The sequence below is a fragment of the Arachidicoccus rhizosphaerae genome (assembly GCF_900107765.1).
GTDB lineage: Bacteria > Bacteroidota > Bacteroidia > Chitinophagales > Chitinophagaceae > Arachidicoccus > Arachidicoccus rhizosphaerae.
Map to the genome: position 1 here is coordinate 1 of NZ_FNQY01000035.1, position 16,030 is coordinate 16,030.

Sequence of the window (16,030 nt, forward strand, 5' to 3'; positions counted from 1 at the left end):
TCCGTAAACTTTTTTGTCCCCTTCTCGGTTTGAATCATACCCATAGTTACAATTTTTTTTTGTAATTATGTCCGATTATTTAGGGGAGCGGAACAACAATAAAACCACGGGGATACCCAATTCTGAAACCAGAAAAAATTGGATATATTTTTTCTCCGTTAATTTTACATGATGATATTTCGTTTAAACAACTTCTCCCCTGGCCCTCACTTTGGTGATTAACAATATTTGAAATTTGAAACGTTTTTTTTGATTCTGGTAAAAATATTTCCCAATCGTAACCTGGACCTAATACCCGGTAATGATTCTGAGATGTTGTATTGCCACTTAACCAAAAATATAGAGTATCTCCAGAGATCAACTGATTAGGCTGAATATCTGTTATAAAAAGAGTATCCATAAGTTGATCAAACTTCCCGTTTTGATGATACGCTCTAAAGATAATAGAATTAAAATCGTTTGAATTACTATAACCAGTAAAAGCTGGAATAAGATTACTATCCATACAAGGTCGGGTTGGGTTACAAGAAAAATATAAAATATTCATTAATAAAATATAAAATATTCGTTTCATAAGTTTAATTTGTTGCTTATTCTTAGAATGATTGATTATTGCATCTGCGAACCAAAATAAGGAAAGTGGCGTGGCTCCGACAAAAATATCAAAAAAAAACAGGTGTTCTTATGGCATTCTTTAATGCTTTTTGATTTACTGGTGAAGTAACAGGTGAATCAACATCGTAACCATTTATAAAGTTTGTTGATAAATCCCAATAAAGGCCCCCATCTTGCCTATCCTTATTTGTATAAACTCCCCCATAGTATTTATCAAAATATAAGGCAACCCTTTATTTATTTTTAATATTAACAACAAAACCAGTAGGATATCCAATTGTATCGATAAATACTGGAATCGTTGTTTCTCCGTCAACAGAACAGGACGTTATTTCATTAACGCAATATCGACCCTTCCCTTCAGTCCACCTATTTGCAATTTCGGAAATACGGAATGTTCTCTTTATAGCAGGAACATATACTTCCCAATCAAAATCAGGTCCAAGAACCCAATAATGATGTTGAGAAGTATAGTCTCCATTTAACCAAATATATACTGTATCTCCGGAAGCTGGGCTTCCAGGATCTCGAACCAAAGCTGTATCCATAATTTGGCTAAAACCATCCCCCTTTTTATATGCGCGGAAAATAATAGAGGTGAAATCATAAGGATTAGCAAACCCTGTGAATGCAGGAATTAAATTACTATCCATACATGGATGTGTGGGATAACACGAATATAATAAAACACATAGAGATGCGAAAACGGTTAATTTTTTCATTAGGAGGTTTTATTGTTTATTTTTGGAGTGATTGATTATTGCATCTGCAAACCAAAATATAGAAAGCGGAGTAGCGTCTGCAAAAATATCAAATATTCCCGGGCTTCTTAAAGCTCTCTTGAGAGCGGCCTGATTGAATGGGTCGCTAATGGGTAAATCTTTATCATATCCATTTATATAGTTTTTAAGCAAATTCCAATTAACATTTCCTACTGGGTTTTTAGGATCGGTATACACTCCATCATAATATTTATTAAAATATTTTAATGCTCTAGCATTCCCATCCCAAGCTGTCGGGTTATCATTTCCAGAAGAGAAAAAATCAGGAATGGCAGTAAAAGGACGATATGCTAACCCCTGCACCTGGCTTTGCAAGTAACGTCCGTACTCATGTTGCAGTATAGGATCATTAGGACTAAGTTTTATATCATTGGGTGCACCGATATAGTTATCAAGTGTGAAAGCGGCTCCCCCTCCAGCGCCATTTTCCTTCGATAGCCAATTTGTCATCAAAACTGTTGCCCGTCAAAATATTTTACCTTTTCTACTCCCCCAAGTGCATTTTGGGTGACGGATAAGGTAAGGCCAACCGCCTCTTGTGGAGCTTGCCGGGTTAAATTAGAGACCCAATTTAAAACATTCTGAAACACGGAAAAACGTGGATTAATGGTCGATATAAACAAAATAAGGGATTGTCGCGCAGCCTTATTTGACAATAATCGCACATAGGCCATTGCCGGAATTTACATAAAGAATGTCTTTAATAATTGTACCTTTTTTGGTCCAAATCAGGATAGAAAAGCTTTGATTTGTAATCATACCATTTTACGTTTTCAAAGTCAATCAAATTGACCTCTATTGAATCCGTTTGATCTGTCCCAACTGACCTTGTATCAGTTTGTTTTACAAATAGCTACGAGTTCATTCGATTCCCAAGAATTCAACTTGATCCGCACTTTCCCTCCAAGTAAACCGACATGCACGGCATACAATGAAAAAACCGCCTGAAACTTTTTATAGCTCCAGGCGGTTTTAAGCGGTGAGGGCGGCACCCAATGATATTTTATATAACGAATTGAATTACAATTATTTAGGAAGATTTGAATTGACCCTGATAACCGTATTGGTACCTTACTAATCTGGATTCAAATGAACCTAAGCAAAGGTAAACTTTATTTTAATATTCATAGCGCGGCAGTCTAAAAATCTTGATTAATCTGTCAATAGAGAAAACTAAATATTAGACTCTGCTTGAGTATTTATAACTGTACATTTGTGTTTATTATTTGGACGACTTATTTTCGATCTTTCAATATTTCGGAGGCATCATTCATAATCTTCCTATTTAATGCGCGTTTCTTAAACTTTCCGCATATCTATCGGGCAAAATACTTTCTTCAACTGCTTTGGCTGCTTTTTCTACATCATATTGAAACCGGATGAACTCCACTTGAATGCTTTCTTTCACCGATATAGCACTTTGCTCATTTATATGAAGCAAAACATAGCAGCCTCTTGGGTCTCCGTCTTTTGGCTTGCCCACCGATCCTATATTTACAGCGTGGCGAAAATGATCTTGTCCGGCAGTACCTGAATTTAAGATACGGTGGTAAGGCTTATGGGTATGCCCGAAGCACATAATATCGGCATCTGCCTGTTCCATAATGCGCAGCATACTTTTTTCTTCCCTGTCTTCAAAAAGATACTCATTGATCCGCCTTGGACTGCCGTGCACCAGCAGCAAATTCAATTTGTCGTTATTCAACTGAAATTCCAATCGTATGTGAGCGGGAAGCGTTCTTAGATATTTGCGTTCGGCATCTTTTATCAATTCATTGGTAAGGGCAATCGAAACCTTACCCATGTGCTTCTCTTCATCTGTTTTATATGCACAACCGCAGTCGTTGCTTACCCTGCCGATACCAAAATCGTAATTCCCCGCAATTGTAGGAATGCCGCGGTTCCTAATAATATTAGTCACTTCATTTGGCCAAATATTATATCCTACAAGATCACCAAGACAATATATTGCATCGGGCTGCTTTGCATCTATATCTTCTAAACATGCCTGGAGTGCTGGCAAATTGGCATGAATATCACTGAACAGGGCTATTTTCATCTACCTTGATTTTTTTGAGGTTTATTATAATATTTATTACGAAGCCAAAAAGCAACATTCACCAGGATAATGAGCGCAGGAACTTCTACCAGCGGCCCGATGACACCTGCAAAGGCTTCTCCCGAATTAATGCCAAACACACCAATAGCCACCGCAATAGCCAATTCAAAATTATTACCTGCAGCCGTAAAGGAAACCGCAGCATTCTGCGCATAATCTGCGCCCAGACGTTTCCCTACAAAAAAGCTAACCAGAAACATAATAGCAAAATAGACAATTAACGGGATTGCTATGCGGATCACATCAAAAGGTATCCGGACAATCATCTGGCCTTTCAGGCTGAACATAACCACTATTGTAAATAGTAGGGCTATAAGCGTGATAGGAGATATAAACGGAACAAACTTTTGCTGGTACCACGCATCCCCTTTTAAGCGCAATAGCAGATAACGGCTGATAAGACCGGCGGCAAAAGGAATGCCCAGGTAAATAGCTACGCTACACGCAATCTCTCCAATGGTAATATGAACGTCCAGACCTTTTAATCCAAAGAGTGGCGGAAGAACGGTAATAAACAGGTAGGCGTAAACACTGTATAGCAATACCTGGAAAATACTGTTTAATGCGACCAATCCCGCTGCGTATTCCCGGTTTCCTTCAGCCAGCTCATTCCAGACAATGACCATTGCGATGCACCTGGCAAGGCCGATAAGTATCAATCCGACCATATATTCCGGGTAACCATGCAGGAAAAGTAGCGCGAGCAAGAACATTAATACAGGCCCGAAAACCCAATTAAGAAGTAAAGAAGCGCCTAATACCTTTGTGTTTTTAAACACTTTACCTAACTGCTCGTAACGTACTTTGGCTAAAGGCGGATACATCATCAAAATCAACCCTATTGCCAGGGGAATATTGGTTGTTCCCGAAGAAAAGGAATTGATAAAATCGGATGAGGAAGGGACAAAATACCCTATGGAAACACCGCAGAGCATCGCCAGGAATATCCACAGGGTAAGGTACCTATCCAGGAAACCTAACTTTTTCCTTTCATGTGCAGGAGCGCAGTTTTTTGCAGACATATTTTTCGCGTTTAAAGAGTTTAATTACAACAATCAGGGCCGCAGCAAGCCGCCTCTGCGGGTTTTTCTGCATAGACGGTGATGCTTTTAATGCTGCTATCTCCGTTTCTAAATTGACTGATTTGTTCTTTTGAAAGATAGCCTGCGAGGATATCATCAGGAATTTGAATAGCCTTTTCTTTTTGAAGGGTTATATTGCTGAATCCGTTTTGTAAGATAAGGTCTAAATAATCCTTTTTCTGAATAGCTCCCGCAACACATCCGGCATACATTTCGGCCGCTTGCTGTAATGCAGGTGGCAATTCCCCTTCTAAAACAATATCGGAAATACTGAAATGGCCTCCGGGTTTCAACACCCTATAAATTTCTTTAAATACCCCGTCTTTATTCGGCACAAGGTTTAAAACGCAATTACTCACAATTACATCCGCAGCATTTGCCGTAACAGGCATTTTCTCGATATCACCACGGCGAAATTCCACATTATTATAGCCCAGCTTATCCACGTTGGCTCTTGCTTTATCTACCATTGCAGGCGTAAAATCTATGCCGATCACTTTACCGGTTTCGCCGGTTTCCCTGCGGGCAATAAAACAATCATTACCTGCACCTGAACCCAGATCAATAACGGTATCTCCCGGTTTTATCTGCGCATATTGTGTCGGTAGCCCGCAGCCCAATCCTAAATCCGCATCTGGATTATAGCCTTCCAGGGTACTGTAATCGTCGCTCATAATATGATACACTTCGGTGGAGCAGCATCCCGATCCGCAGCAGGACGCTTCATTGGTGGCCTTATCTTGCAGGGCGATAGCTGCATATTTTTGTTGTACCAGCTCTTTTAATTTTTGTTCGTTGTTCATTTTCGTAAGTTTTTATACATTAAGAATATTACATCCAGAATTTTAAGACTTTCGCTTCGCCGATAAAATCGGTTACTTTTTTCTTTATCTCATCCCGCACTTCGCGGGTTTGCGCCAAAATTTCTTCTTTAGTACCCTTAAACCCGGAAGGATCGGGGAAAGACCAGGCAATGCGCTTGGTCATGCCTGGAAAAACAGGGCAGCGCTCGGCGCTTGCCGCATCGCAGACGGTAATGACTGCATTAAAGGGCTTGCCTTGCCTGAAAAGGTCAAATACGGCCTTCGTCTGTTTACCGCTGATGTCAATCCCGGCTTCCGCCATAGCTTCCACCACATAGGGATTTAAGGTACCTGGTTCCAAACCCGCACTTTCGGCGATAAAGGCGTCTGCGCCTAATTCATTTAAGAAAGCCTCGGCCATCTGGCTTCTTGCACTATTATGAACGCATACGAACAGAATTTTATGCTTTTCCATATTTTTTGTATTTGTTTATTGCAATAAAGCGATTTAATGAAGAAAAAAAATATCAACAACAACCTTCTCCCGTCGGGTCTCCCACTTCTACAAAGAAATTATTAAAAAATTCCCGGAATTTCTTCCAGACTTTCGGGTCAATACAATAGCATACGCTTGTCCCTTCCACAGAACCCTGGATAATTCCCGCCAGCTTTAATTCCTTTAAATGTTGGGAAATGGTCGGCTGGGCCAGGCCAAGTTCAACTACCAAATCCCCACAAATGCAGGCATTTGTCTTCACAAGTTGCTCTAAAATGGCTATCCGGGCCGGGTGTGCGATAGCCTTCGCCATATTTGCCAATTCATTTTGCTTTTTATTGAATAAATCCGTTTTTGTAGAGCCCATATTTCATTCTTCAATTGCAATATTACGATAATCACTTAACAATTGTAGATAATTCATGAAAAAATTCTGAACATTCTTAATTAACTTTATATAAGTGTGGGAGAATGTTGGAATTCGAGATTGATATTTTGATACAGTCCCAGTAGCTCAGGGAATGTCATCGTTTTGATATTCAGGATAGTCCAGAAGAAAATTTCGAAGGCTGATGAAAAGGAAAAAACGTTAAAATTAGCTCCCTTTCAGGTCCAGTCATTTGATCACAAACTAAATAACAATCTTCATCGTTAAAAATTCTGTAATGAAAAGTAGCTGAAAATTAAAGCATAATACTTCAAAACTGCATTCGTTGTATCCTAACTGCATTCAATATTGCTAACAAAGCTACACCTACATCTGCGAAAACAGCTTCCCACATGGTTGCCAAGCCTCCCGCTCCCAAAGCTAAGACAACCGCCTTTACGGTAAACGCCAAAGCGATATTTTGTATCACAATTCGCTTAGTAGCCTTTCCTATTTTAATGGCTGTAACTATTTTGGAAGGCTGATCTGTTTGAATGACTACATCAGCCGTTTCAATGGCAGCATCACTGCCCAATGCCCCCATAGCAATCCCAACGTCACTTAATGCCAACACCGGTGCATCATTGACGCCATCTCCGACAAAAGCGATGATGTTCGTTTTATCCTGCTTTAACTCTTCAATTTTATCTACTTTATCCTCGGGCAATAAATCACCAAAGGCCTTGTCTATGTCTAAATGCCCTGCTATTTTTTGTGTAATGGCATTTTTATCCCCACTCAACATTATCGTTTGCCTAATACCGTTCAAGTGCATTTGCTTAATGGCCTGCTTGGCATCTTCCTTTACTTCATCCGCTATCAGTACATAGCCAGCATATTTATTATTAATAGCCACCACAACGATCGTTTCTGCAACCTGATCTATAGCTGTATCATAACTCACATTAAATTTCCTAAGTAATCTGGTATTCCCAGCCAGCACATATTTACCGTTTACTTTCCCTTTTAATCCATGCCCTGAAATTTCCTCTATATCTTCTGTGGCATAAGCTTGCACGTCGTTTTTCTGATATTCGGCGATAGCTTTGGCAATAGGATGTGTGGATTTACTTTCTAATGCGGACAATATTGGAATAAAGTCATTTTTATCCATCCCGGTCGTAACAATGTCCTGGACTTTAAAAACACCAGCTGTTAGTGTTCCTGTCTTATCCATTACTACCGTATTTATTTTGGTCATCAGTTCTAAGTAATTCGAGCCTTTAAACAGGATGCCATTTTTACTGGCTGCGCCAATTCCTCCAAAATAGCCTAATGGTATAGAAATAACCAGTGCGCAGGGGCAACTGATCACTAAAAACACCAATGCCCTATACAGCCATTGTGTAAATAGGTAGTCACCGACAATAAAATATGGGATGAGCACTAAAGCCACCGCCAAAAAAAATACAATAGGCGTATATATTTTCGCAAATCTCCTTATTAGTAATTCTGTCTTTGCTTTCCGCGTAGTAGCATTTTGAACCATATCCAGTATTCTTGCAAGAGAACTGTCAGCAAATTTCTTAGTTACCTTCAATTCAATTACTTTATCAAGGTTGAGCATTCCCGCCAAGACCTGTTCCCCTTTGTAAATGGATTTAGGTTTGCTCTCACCTGTAAGCGCTGCGGTATTAAAACTGCCACCCACACTAAGCATTTGTCCATCCAAAGGCACTTTTTCACCTGACTTTACCTGAATCGTTTCTCCTACAGAAACATTTTCAGGTTTTGTTTCTATATATTTATTGTCCTTCAAAACGCTTGCAGCATCTGGCCTTATATCCAATAATGCCTTTATGTTTCCTTTGGCCTTCCTCACAGCTGCACTTTGGAATAATTCTCCAATGGCATAGAAGAGCATCACTGCCACACCTTCGGGGTATTGGCCAATAGCAAATGCACCGATAGTTGCTAAAACCATTAAGGTGAACTCGGTGAAGAATTCTTTACCTAATAACGCATCCCAGCCTTCCTTCATTACCGGAAAACCTACCGGCAAATAGGCAACGGCATACCATGCAAAGCGGATATACCCGGTGAAAAATGCCGGTTTTACATAATTATCCAATGCAATGCCGATTAATAGCATCATCAAACTAATTAAGGCAGGCAGATATTTTATAATAGCACTTTTCCCTTTTATATCTGCCTGTCCTTGTTCTTTATCATCAGGCTCCTCCTCATGCTCCTCCTCATGCAATAGCCTTTTTCCACCAGCGTCTGTATAGATTTTTTCTTCCAACGTACAACAGGTTATTCTTCCCTGCGCATCATAGGTATGAACGTGATTTGGGTCTGTATTTTTCATTTTTAAATATTTAATATCATTAAGTTACATTGTCACACCAAGTATCAAAAACAATAAATATCCTATAAAAAATGGCGCGGTAAGCCATATATTATCTTTTTGCGCATGCGCTTTGACTAACAGTTCTTCCGTCACGAGAAAAAGCAGTGCAGCTAATCCAAACGACAATATAATTTCCATTGATGTATCCTCCAGGTTATGAAATAAAGCATCTCCTGCCATTGAAAAAAGAAAGAAAATAGCAGCCAATATGATAATAATGGACAACACTTTATTGGCGCGAATACCTTGTCTCCCAAGAGAAGAAGCAGTTGCTAAACTTAAAGTCAGGTTTTCTGTGGCAAGTGCCAAAGAAAGGAGAATCCCTTCCTTGCGTCCTGCTGCAAATCCTATTCCTAACAAAAGGCCATCAATTGCTATATCTATGCATACTGCTAACAAAAGCCCTATAGGAAATACTGAAGATTTGTTTACAGAAGCCTTATCCTCCATTTTGCCCGAAAAATACATTAGTGTCAACATGAAAAAAATACCCAATCCAAACCCGATGCTTATCCTTACAGGATCATGGATCTTAATAATATCAGGAAGAAGCTCTACGGAAACCACTGAAAAAACAACTCCAGCAGAAAAGTGAAGAATAACACTATATATCGTCTGAGATGGTTTTAGGTAAATGGCCGCCAAACCGCCTACAATAATTGTTAATACCGGTATTAAAAGAAATAATAGCATAGACTTCCTGCTGATTTAAAGTTTATTCTTCCTCGGATGTATTTTTCATTTTTGAAAGCAGATCATACGCACCCTCGATTACGATGGCCATGTTGGGATTGAAATCTTTTGTGAAGGTCACCGCCGTATATCCATTTTCTGTTACACCTGTTTCAACTTCGAGCATTCGGAAGCTGTACCCGTCCTGAATGCTTCCCGATTTTGGCGATTCCGGCTGAAAAACGTAGTCCTTTCCACCAAAGCTTACGATGGCGTTTTCGGGAAGAGCGGTTAACTGGCTTGTCCCGGTCTCAATGGTTGCTTTCAAATAGATACCAGGGATCATGGATGAGGTAATAGGGCTCGTAATGCGGCAGTTTACCGGTATGCTGCCGTCTTTACCTATCTCCTTGCCAATCAGGTAAATTTGAGCCCTATATGCTGTTGAGTCATTGACCAATGAAAAATGAATGTTCAAATCCCGCTTTAGTCTAGGGATATCCTTCTCAAATACCGCCAATTCAACATACATATTATCTGAATTCACAATCCTGAACATCATATCATTGGGATTGACGTGCGTTCCCCGGTTTACATTGACCTGTGTTACATACCCGTTGATGGGTGAATAAATCGTAACGGTATTCTGGATGCCATTTTCTTCTAAAGTATTGGTATTTATATGGATCAATGATAGCTTTGCTTTTAACCCCTTTACTTTATTGAGCGCAGCCTGATAATCTGCTTTGGATTTTTGCAGTGTCTTTTTGGCATTAATATTTTGTGTTGCCAGTTCTTGCTGCCGGTTATACTCAGACGTAAGAAACTCCAACTGATTGGTTCCATCTAAATAATCTTGTTGCAGTTGGATGAATTCGGGGCTCTCCAGAGTGACAAGCCTTTCACCTTTGGTTACTCTTTTTCCATCCAATAGTGTTGTTGATTTAACGATACCGCCATAGGGGATGGTAATACTCACCGCATTTTGAGGTGGGACTTCCAATCTGCCATTTACCTGAATGACAGCACTTAAATTACGAAGCCCCGCTTTGCCGGTCTTGATATCCAGGGACTGTAATTGCTGTGGTGTTAAGGTAACAGTATTGTCTGAAACTTCTTCGGCGGCAGTATCCGACCTTGAGGATTTGTTTTGTAAAGGAGTATTTTCATTACTGCTGCATGCGGTTATTTGCAAAGCTGTGAATGCTATGAGCAGCAACAGGCCATATTTTTTTATCTGTATCATCGTAATTAATTTAAAAGTTAGTTATTTTTTCCGGACAAATATTGCAACTCAATGACAGATCGGTTGAATTGATGGACGGTTTGTAAATAGTTAGACCTTATTTCTGAGTAGGTTCGCAGTGCCTGCAATAGTTCTACATATTGGATTTCTCCCTGCTGAAACGCGCTTTGCGCTTGCCTCCGTAAGAACTCCGCATTTGGCAAAGCACTCGCCTCATAATATCGGACACTCTTTTCCTGCTTCAGGTATTCTGAAATGGCCTGGTCATATTTTCCCCTGATATTGGTACTATACAATTCAAATTGCTTTTGTGCTATCTGTGCATCTACTTTCGCTGCCTTGATTTTATTTTTATAAGGCTTGTAAAAGAGTGGAATACTGATACCTGCCTGCACCCCCCAAAAGCGGTTACCGGCACCAAAATAGATCTCTTGTCCTTTTACAGGTTGCATGCCAATAATGCTTTGATTAAAATAGCCAATAGAAAAATCTGGCCCGGCTTCAGCGCGTCTCACCTGGACGGCGTGATTAGCAACTTCGATTTTTTGCTGGATGAGCTTTAAAACCGGGCTACTTAATGAATCTGCCGGATGCAAAAAGGAAGCTGCATCTGCTTTTATAATCATACTGTCAGTGATAGCAATAGGTGCGGCCGAATTTAACAGCGTTTGTAACTCTTTTTGTGCAATCAGGATATCTCCTTCATTTTTCGCTGCAACGTTCTTGATTTCATCCAGCTGCGTTTGTGCTGTTTTTGCTTCCAACAAAGTGCTTTCCCCAGTTTTATACCGTAAGTCAGCCGCTTTTAGAAAGTTTTGATACACTGTATCCTGAGCATATAACAGTTGGCGGTAGGCTAATAAATAATTTAGCTGGTAATAGACAGATTTTACATTATAAATAAGGTCATTTTTCACCACATTTACATTGAGCTTACTTTCTTTTATACGGGCATTTGCCAGTTTTTTCTGTGCTCCAAATAATCCTGGGTTGGGAATATTTTGATTCACAGAAAAGTAAGTATCCCATCGTCTGCTGTTGGATTGGCCATATTGCCCTTCAATATTTGTTTTGCCGAAATCTGTAGCTGTTTTCCTGAGATATTCCTGTTTATGAATATCCAGCGTTGCGGATTTTACCGATGCGTTTTGGGTGACCGCCTTTTGGATGATCATCTCTAACGTCTGTGGCTGTGGCTTTGGCTGATTTGTTTGAGCGTTTGTCACCAAAGGGCTAAACATTAAAACTAAAAGCACTGTAATTGTTGCTCCGGCTTTCATTTTTTTCCATTTTATGCCCTCAAAATAGGTGTACAGCACCGGTAGCACCAGAAGTGTGAGGAAAGTAGCAGTTATAAGTCCACCGATGACAACAGTAGCCAATGGTTTTTGCACCTCCGCACCGCTGCCATGGGAAAGCGCCATCGGGAAGAATCCAAGGGATGCCACCGTGGCGGTCATCAGCACTGGCCGCAGGCGCACACGGGTGCCCATTATGACGATCTCACGAAGATTAGTGATGCCCGATTTTTTAAGCGAATTAAACTCTGCTATCAGTACAATGCCATTCAATACAGCCACGCCAAATAGTGCAATAAATCCGATGCCAGCTGAAATACTGAATGGCATGCCCCTTATCCATAACGCAAATACACCACCAATAGCAGAAAGTGGGATTGCAGTGAAAATTAGCAGCGCCTGCTTGAAAGAATTAAACGAAATAAAGAGCAGGAAAAATATTAATAGGAGTGCCACTGGTACCGCTATGGAAAGCCGTGCGGAGGCCTCCTGCAAATTTTTAAAAGCCCCTCCGTAGGTAAGTGAATAACCTGGTTCAAACTTAATTTTCTGGTCAATCTTTTGCTGAAGTTCCTGTACAAGGCTGTTGACGTCTCTGCCGCGCACATTGATGCCTACCATGATCCTGCGGCGAGTGTCTTCCCGCTGAATCTGATTAGGGCCTATTTCCATTTCTACATCTGCCAACTGGCTGATGGGGACCTGAATGCCTGCCGGAGTAGTGACAGATAGATTCTTAATATCTTCAATGCTTTGCCGGTTTTCTTTTTCTAAGCGAATGACCAGGTCATATCGCCGCTCCCCTTCGAAAACAAGTCCGGCAGAGGTTCCTGCAAAACCCGCCTGAATGACCCTGTTAATTTCGGCAATATTAAGGCCAAAGCGCGCAATTTGGCTGCGGTTATAATGAACAACGATTTGCGGCAGGCCGGTTACCTGCTCTACATAAATATCAGCAGAACCTTTTACTGTCTGCGCAATGTCGCCTATTTGTTCTGCATATTTTGCCAGCATATCTAAGTCGTCACCAAACACTTTTACTACCAAATCCTGCTTAGCACCGGAGATAAGCTCGTTAAACCGCATTTGTATGGGTTGCTGGAACCCAAACGTTACACCCGGGACGTTTTCTTCCAGCTTTGCCTGCATTTTTTCTGCCAGCTCATCTTTATTAGATGCACTGGTCCAGTCTTTCTTATCTTTTAAAATGACCATTACGTCAGCTGCTTCCACCGGCATAGGATCGGTCGGTATTTCTGAGGAGCCTATTTTCCCGACTACTTCTTTAACTTCAGGGAAGTTGTCTTTCAAAACCTTTGCTGCCTTTTGCGTGGCTTCAACTGTCTGGGAAAGACTGCTGCCTGTCATGACACGCATTTCTATTGCAAAATCCCCTTCGTCCAGGGAAGGGATAAATTCAGCGCCTAAGTATTTAAACGTAACCAGGCTTCCAATAAATAATACGATGGCAATTACTATAGTCAGTATCCGTCGTTTTAATGCAAGATGAATAAGTGGAGTATAAGCTTTCTGAAAAATTTCCATAATCCGGTCCGATAGGGTCCTTTTGTGCTTGACTTTTTTACTCAAAAACAACGCACTCATCATAGGTACATAGGTCAGCGAAAGAATCAGTGCACCGATAATGGCAAAAGCAACGGTTTCTGCCATCGGTCGGAACATTTTGCCTTCAATACCGGTCAGGGCAAGAATTGGAAAATAAACAATCAGGATAATAATCTGACCGAATGTTGCAGAGCTCATCATCTTATTGGCAGAATAATGCACTTCGTGGTCCATGACACTTTGAGCCAGTCTACCCGGCTTTCGCATCGCAAGTTGATGCAATACCGTTTCCACAATAATGACAGCGCCATCCACAATTAATCCAAAATCTATCGCCCCCAACGACATTAAATTCCCAGAAACACCAAAGACATTCATCAGGGAAATGGCAAATAACATCGAGAGTGGGATAACCGAAGCCACGATCAGCCCGGCTCGCAGATTCCCCAGGAAAACCACGAGGACAAATATGACAATTAGCGCCCCTTCCGCTAAATTCCTGGTTACAGTACTTATTGCCCTGCCAACAAGTTTGGAACGGTCTAAAAACGGGTCTATTTCAACACCTTGTGGAAGTGTCTTCGAGATTTCCGCGATTCGCTCCTTGACATCCCCAATTACTTTAGAAGCATTGGCACCTTTCAGCATTAAAACAAGTGCTCCCACCGTTTCACCATCGTCGTTATAAGTCATGGCACCGTAGCGAATAGCAGAGCCGTATTGCACGGTTCCTACATCTTTAATCAAGATAGGCGTTCCCCCCGGCGTGTTTTTTACAACAATGTTGCGGATATCGTCTAAATTTTTTATCAAACCATCACTGCGGATAAAATAGGCATTGGGCTTTTTATCAATGTAAGCACCGCCAGTATTCTGGTTATTTAGTGCTAAGGCGTTAAATACCTCGCTGATACTAACACCTATGGCCCTTAGTTTATCCGGGTTGAGTGCTACTTCATATTGTTTCAAATGTCCGCCAAAGCTGCTCACATCGGCCACTCCCGGAACGCCAAGCAACTGGCGTCGGACAACCCAGTCCTGGATGCTGCGCAGCTCTCTGTCGGAATATTTTTTCTCATATCCAGGCTTTGGCCGTACGACATACTGGTAGATCTCCCCAAGACCGGTGGAGACCGGCCCAAGCTCGGGATTTCCCATGCCGTCAGGGATTTCTGTTTTGGCTTCGGCAAGGCGCTCGCTGACCTGTTGCCTTGCCCAATATACATCTATATTATCTTTAAAAATGACCGTTACCACGGAAAGCCCAAAACGGGAAAAAGAACGAATTTCCTCCTTGCCCGGGATGGTAGACATGGTTTGTTCAATGGGGAAAGTTACAAACCGTTCAATATCTGTAGCCCCATTGGAAGGCGAGGAGGTAATAATCTGCACCTGGTTATTAGTGATGTCCGGCACCGCATCAATGGGCAAACGGGTAAGGGAAAATATGCCCCATGCAATTAGCCCAAGCGTAAAAAGCCCTATAATCAACTTATGCTGGATGGAAAATTTGATGATCTTATCTAACATTTTAATCTTTTATGCCTATCTGGTGCAGGTTAACTATTGATATAGTCGCCACGCAACAGGCAGACAGATTCAAAAAAATTATTGAAATAAAAAAGAATGATTGCGGATAATGTTATTGTGCGGGCAACAAATCTGTTACCAACAAAACAATTTAGCAATCAAAATGTTAGGACAATTGGGGAGGCTGCCAAATGCTTTTATCGTCGTGGGATACAAAAGTCAAATCAGTTATTGGGTAAGATGCCCTTATGGCTACTTTAGCTATTGTAAAAACAGGCACTGGCTGGAAGAAGGCAGATGCCGGGCAACAGGAACAGTTGCAGAAAGGAGTACAGGCATCGGTTTTATGTCGGTTATCTTGTTGATGATTAGTTCTCGCTGAAATTGTAGTCACTTCTTTACCGTTAACAGCCGTATTCGCCTTATCTCTGCAAGGAATTACAGATAAAAGTACAAGATAGCATGCCAATATTGCAGTAAAAAATTTCATTCGAGACAAAAGTAAAAATTATTTTTAAAAAATACTCGATTTGAATTGATTTTTATTAATACACTGTTGCATTATATCTGGGTAACATATATAAAATGATAAAGTGATGTCAAAATGAGAATAAATTCTTTAATTTTCCGTTAGGATTATAACTCATCATCTTTTTTTTCGTGACATTTAAAAATAATTTTCTGTGTGTATTATCCAAATGAACGGACGCAATTAAATGAACTTTACGGGTGAAAGATATTTAAAAAAATCTTTAGAAGTTTTTTGATGATGACGGGCAAACAGTATAAGAAATCGTATTTAAGTAAAATAAAGTTGATCCGGTTCGTTACCATAAAAACACTTACGCTGACTTTCTGGTGGTCATTTTTGCAAGGTTTTCAACTTTGTCTTCATTAATTTTATCTGCCTCTAGTGTTATATTTTACTCTTTATTGCTAGTTCGATAATAATCATTGGCATGGTCATCAGTGCCGCCATATAAAACTAGTTAATGTAATGTTGGAAAATACATTTTCCAGGCTGTTTACCATGGCATACAT

Annotated in this window: 13 protein-coding genes; all 13 read right to left on the reverse strand. The window is 40.5% G+C overall.

Annotated features, from left to right (window positions below; genetic code table 11):
- Window positions 1-79: 79 nt before the first annotated feature.
- On the reverse strand, window positions 80-574 hold the full coding sequence (locus BLU80_RS18140) for a hypothetical protein (protein ID WP_091401234.1): 495 nt from the start codon (window positions 572-574) through the stop codon (window positions 80-82).
- Between the two features lie 274 nt (window positions 575-848).
- On the reverse strand, window positions 849-1,337 hold the full coding sequence (locus tag BLU80_RS18145) for a hypothetical protein (RefSeq protein WP_091401235.1): 489 nt from the start codon (window positions 1,335-1,337) through the stop codon (window positions 849-851).
- Window positions 1,338-1,346: 9 nt separating this feature from the next.
- On the reverse strand, window positions 1,347-1,847 hold the full coding sequence (locus tag BLU80_RS18150) for a hypothetical protein (RefSeq protein ID WP_091401237.1): 501 nt from the start codon (window positions 1,845-1,847) through the stop codon (window positions 1,347-1,349).
- 835 nt (window positions 1,848-2,682) lie between these two features.
- Window positions 2,683-3,456 carry a metallophosphoesterase family protein gene (locus tag BLU80_RS18160; protein WP_091401240.1) on the reverse strand — a complete coding sequence of 258 codons (774 nt, stop codon included), beginning with the start codon at window positions 3,454-3,456 and terminating at the stop codon, window positions 2,683-2,685.
- Window positions 3,453-4,538, reverse strand: a complete 1,086-nt coding sequence (arsB, locus tag BLU80_RS18165; RefSeq protein WP_091401242.1) for an ACR3 family arsenite efflux transporter — start codon at window positions 4,536-4,538, stop codon at window positions 3,453-3,455. Before arsB ends, BLU80_RS18160 begins: the two co-directional genes overlap by 4 nt.
- A 20-nt stretch (window positions 4,539-4,558) precedes the next feature.
- Window positions 4,559-5,401, reverse strand: coding sequence for an arsenite methyltransferase (locus tag BLU80_RS18170; RefSeq protein ID WP_091401244.1), 843 nt, complete (start codon window positions 5,399-5,401; stop codon window positions 4,559-4,561).
- A 28-nt stretch (window positions 5,402-5,429) separates the two neighbouring features.
- Window positions 5,430-5,876 carry an arsenate reductase ArsC gene (locus BLU80_RS18175; RefSeq protein WP_091401245.1) on the reverse strand — a complete coding sequence of 149 codons (447 nt, stop codon included), beginning with the start codon at window positions 5,874-5,876 and terminating at the stop codon, window positions 5,430-5,432.
- Window positions 5,877-5,928: 52 nt separating this feature from the next.
- Window positions 5,929-6,264, reverse strand: coding sequence for an ArsR/SmtB family transcription factor (locus BLU80_RS18180; RefSeq protein WP_091401247.1), 336 nt, complete (start codon window positions 6,262-6,264; stop codon window positions 5,929-5,931).
- Window positions 6,265-6,595: 331 nt separating this feature from the next.
- Complete coding sequence (locus BLU80_RS18185) at window positions 6,596-8,635, reverse strand: heavy metal translocating P-type ATPase (protein ID WP_091401249.1); 2,040 nt, start codon at window positions 8,633-8,635, stop codon at window positions 6,596-6,598.
- 24 nt (window positions 8,636-8,659) lie between these two features.
- On the reverse strand, window positions 8,660-9,370 hold the full coding sequence (locus BLU80_RS18190; RefSeq protein WP_211481897.1) for a ZIP family metal transporter: 711 nt from the start codon (window positions 9,368-9,370) through the stop codon (window positions 8,660-8,662).
- A 22-nt stretch (window positions 9,371-9,392) separates the two neighbouring features.
- Window positions 9,393-10,595, reverse strand: a complete 1,203-nt coding sequence (locus BLU80_RS18195) for an efflux RND transporter periplasmic adaptor subunit (RefSeq protein ID WP_091401251.1) — start codon at window positions 10,593-10,595, stop codon at window positions 9,393-9,395.
- 17 nt (window positions 10,596-10,612) lie between these two features.
- A complete protein-coding gene (locus BLU80_RS18200) occupies window positions 10,613-14,989 on the reverse strand; it encodes a CusA/CzcA family heavy metal efflux RND transporter (RefSeq protein WP_091401253.1) in 4,377 nt (1,458 codons plus the stop codon).
- Window positions 14,990-15,155: 166 nt separating this feature from the next.
- Window positions 15,156-15,479: a DUF6660 family protein gene (locus BLU80_RS20185; RefSeq protein WP_394331874.1), complete on the reverse strand. Its 324-nt coding sequence runs from the start codon at window positions 15,477-15,479 to the stop codon at window positions 15,156-15,158.
- Window positions 15,480-16,030 lie beyond the last annotated feature (551 nt).

Bases quoted from the DNA above. Each gene is read 5' to 3' on its own strand.
- BLU80_RS18140 (WP_091401234.1), bottom strand. From the start codon at position 574: ATGAAACGAATATTTTATATTTTATTAATGAATATTTTATATTTTTCT.
- BLU80_RS18145 (WP_091401235.1), bottom strand. From the start codon at position 1,337: ATGAAAAAATTAACCGTTTTCGCATCTCTATGTGTTTTATTATATTCG.
- BLU80_RS18150 (WP_091401237.1), bottom strand. From the start codon at position 1,847: ATGACAAATTGGCTATCGAAGGAAAATGGCGCTGGAGGGGGAGCCGCT.
- BLU80_RS18160 (WP_091401240.1), bottom strand. From the start codon at position 3,456: ATGAAAATAGCCCTGTTCAGTGATATTCATGCCAATTTGCCAGCACTC.
- arsB (WP_091401242.1), bottom strand. From the start codon at position 4,538: ATGTCTGCAAAAAACTGCGCTCCTGCACATGAAAGGAAAAAGTTAGGT.
- BLU80_RS18170 (WP_091401244.1), bottom strand. From the start codon at position 5,401: ATGAACAACGAACAAAAATTAAAAGAGCTGGTACAACAAAAATATGCA.
- BLU80_RS18175 (WP_091401245.1), bottom strand. From the start codon at position 5,876: ATGGAAAAGCATAAAATTCTGTTCGTATGCGTTCATAATAGTGCAAGA.
- BLU80_RS18180 (WP_091401247.1), bottom strand. From the start codon at position 6,264: ATGGGCTCTACAAAAACGGATTTATTCAATAAAAAGCAAAATGAATTG.
- BLU80_RS18185 (WP_091401249.1), bottom strand. From the start codon at position 8,635: ATGAAAAATACAGACCCAAATCACGTTCATACCTATGATGCGCAGGGA.
- BLU80_RS18190 (WP_211481897.1), bottom strand. From the start codon at position 9,370: ATGCTATTATTTCTTTTAATACCGGTATTAACAATTATTGTAGGCGGT.
- BLU80_RS18195 (WP_091401251.1), bottom strand. From the start codon at position 10,595: ATGATACAGATAAAAAAATATGGCCTGTTGCTGCTCATAGCATTCACA.
- BLU80_RS18200 (WP_091401253.1), bottom strand. From the start codon at position 14,989: ATGTTAGATAAGATCATCAAATTTTCCATCCAGCATAAGTTGATTATA.
- BLU80_RS20185 (WP_394331874.1), bottom strand. From the start codon at position 15,479: ATGAAATTTTTTACTGCAATATTGGCATGCTATCTTGTACTTTTATCT.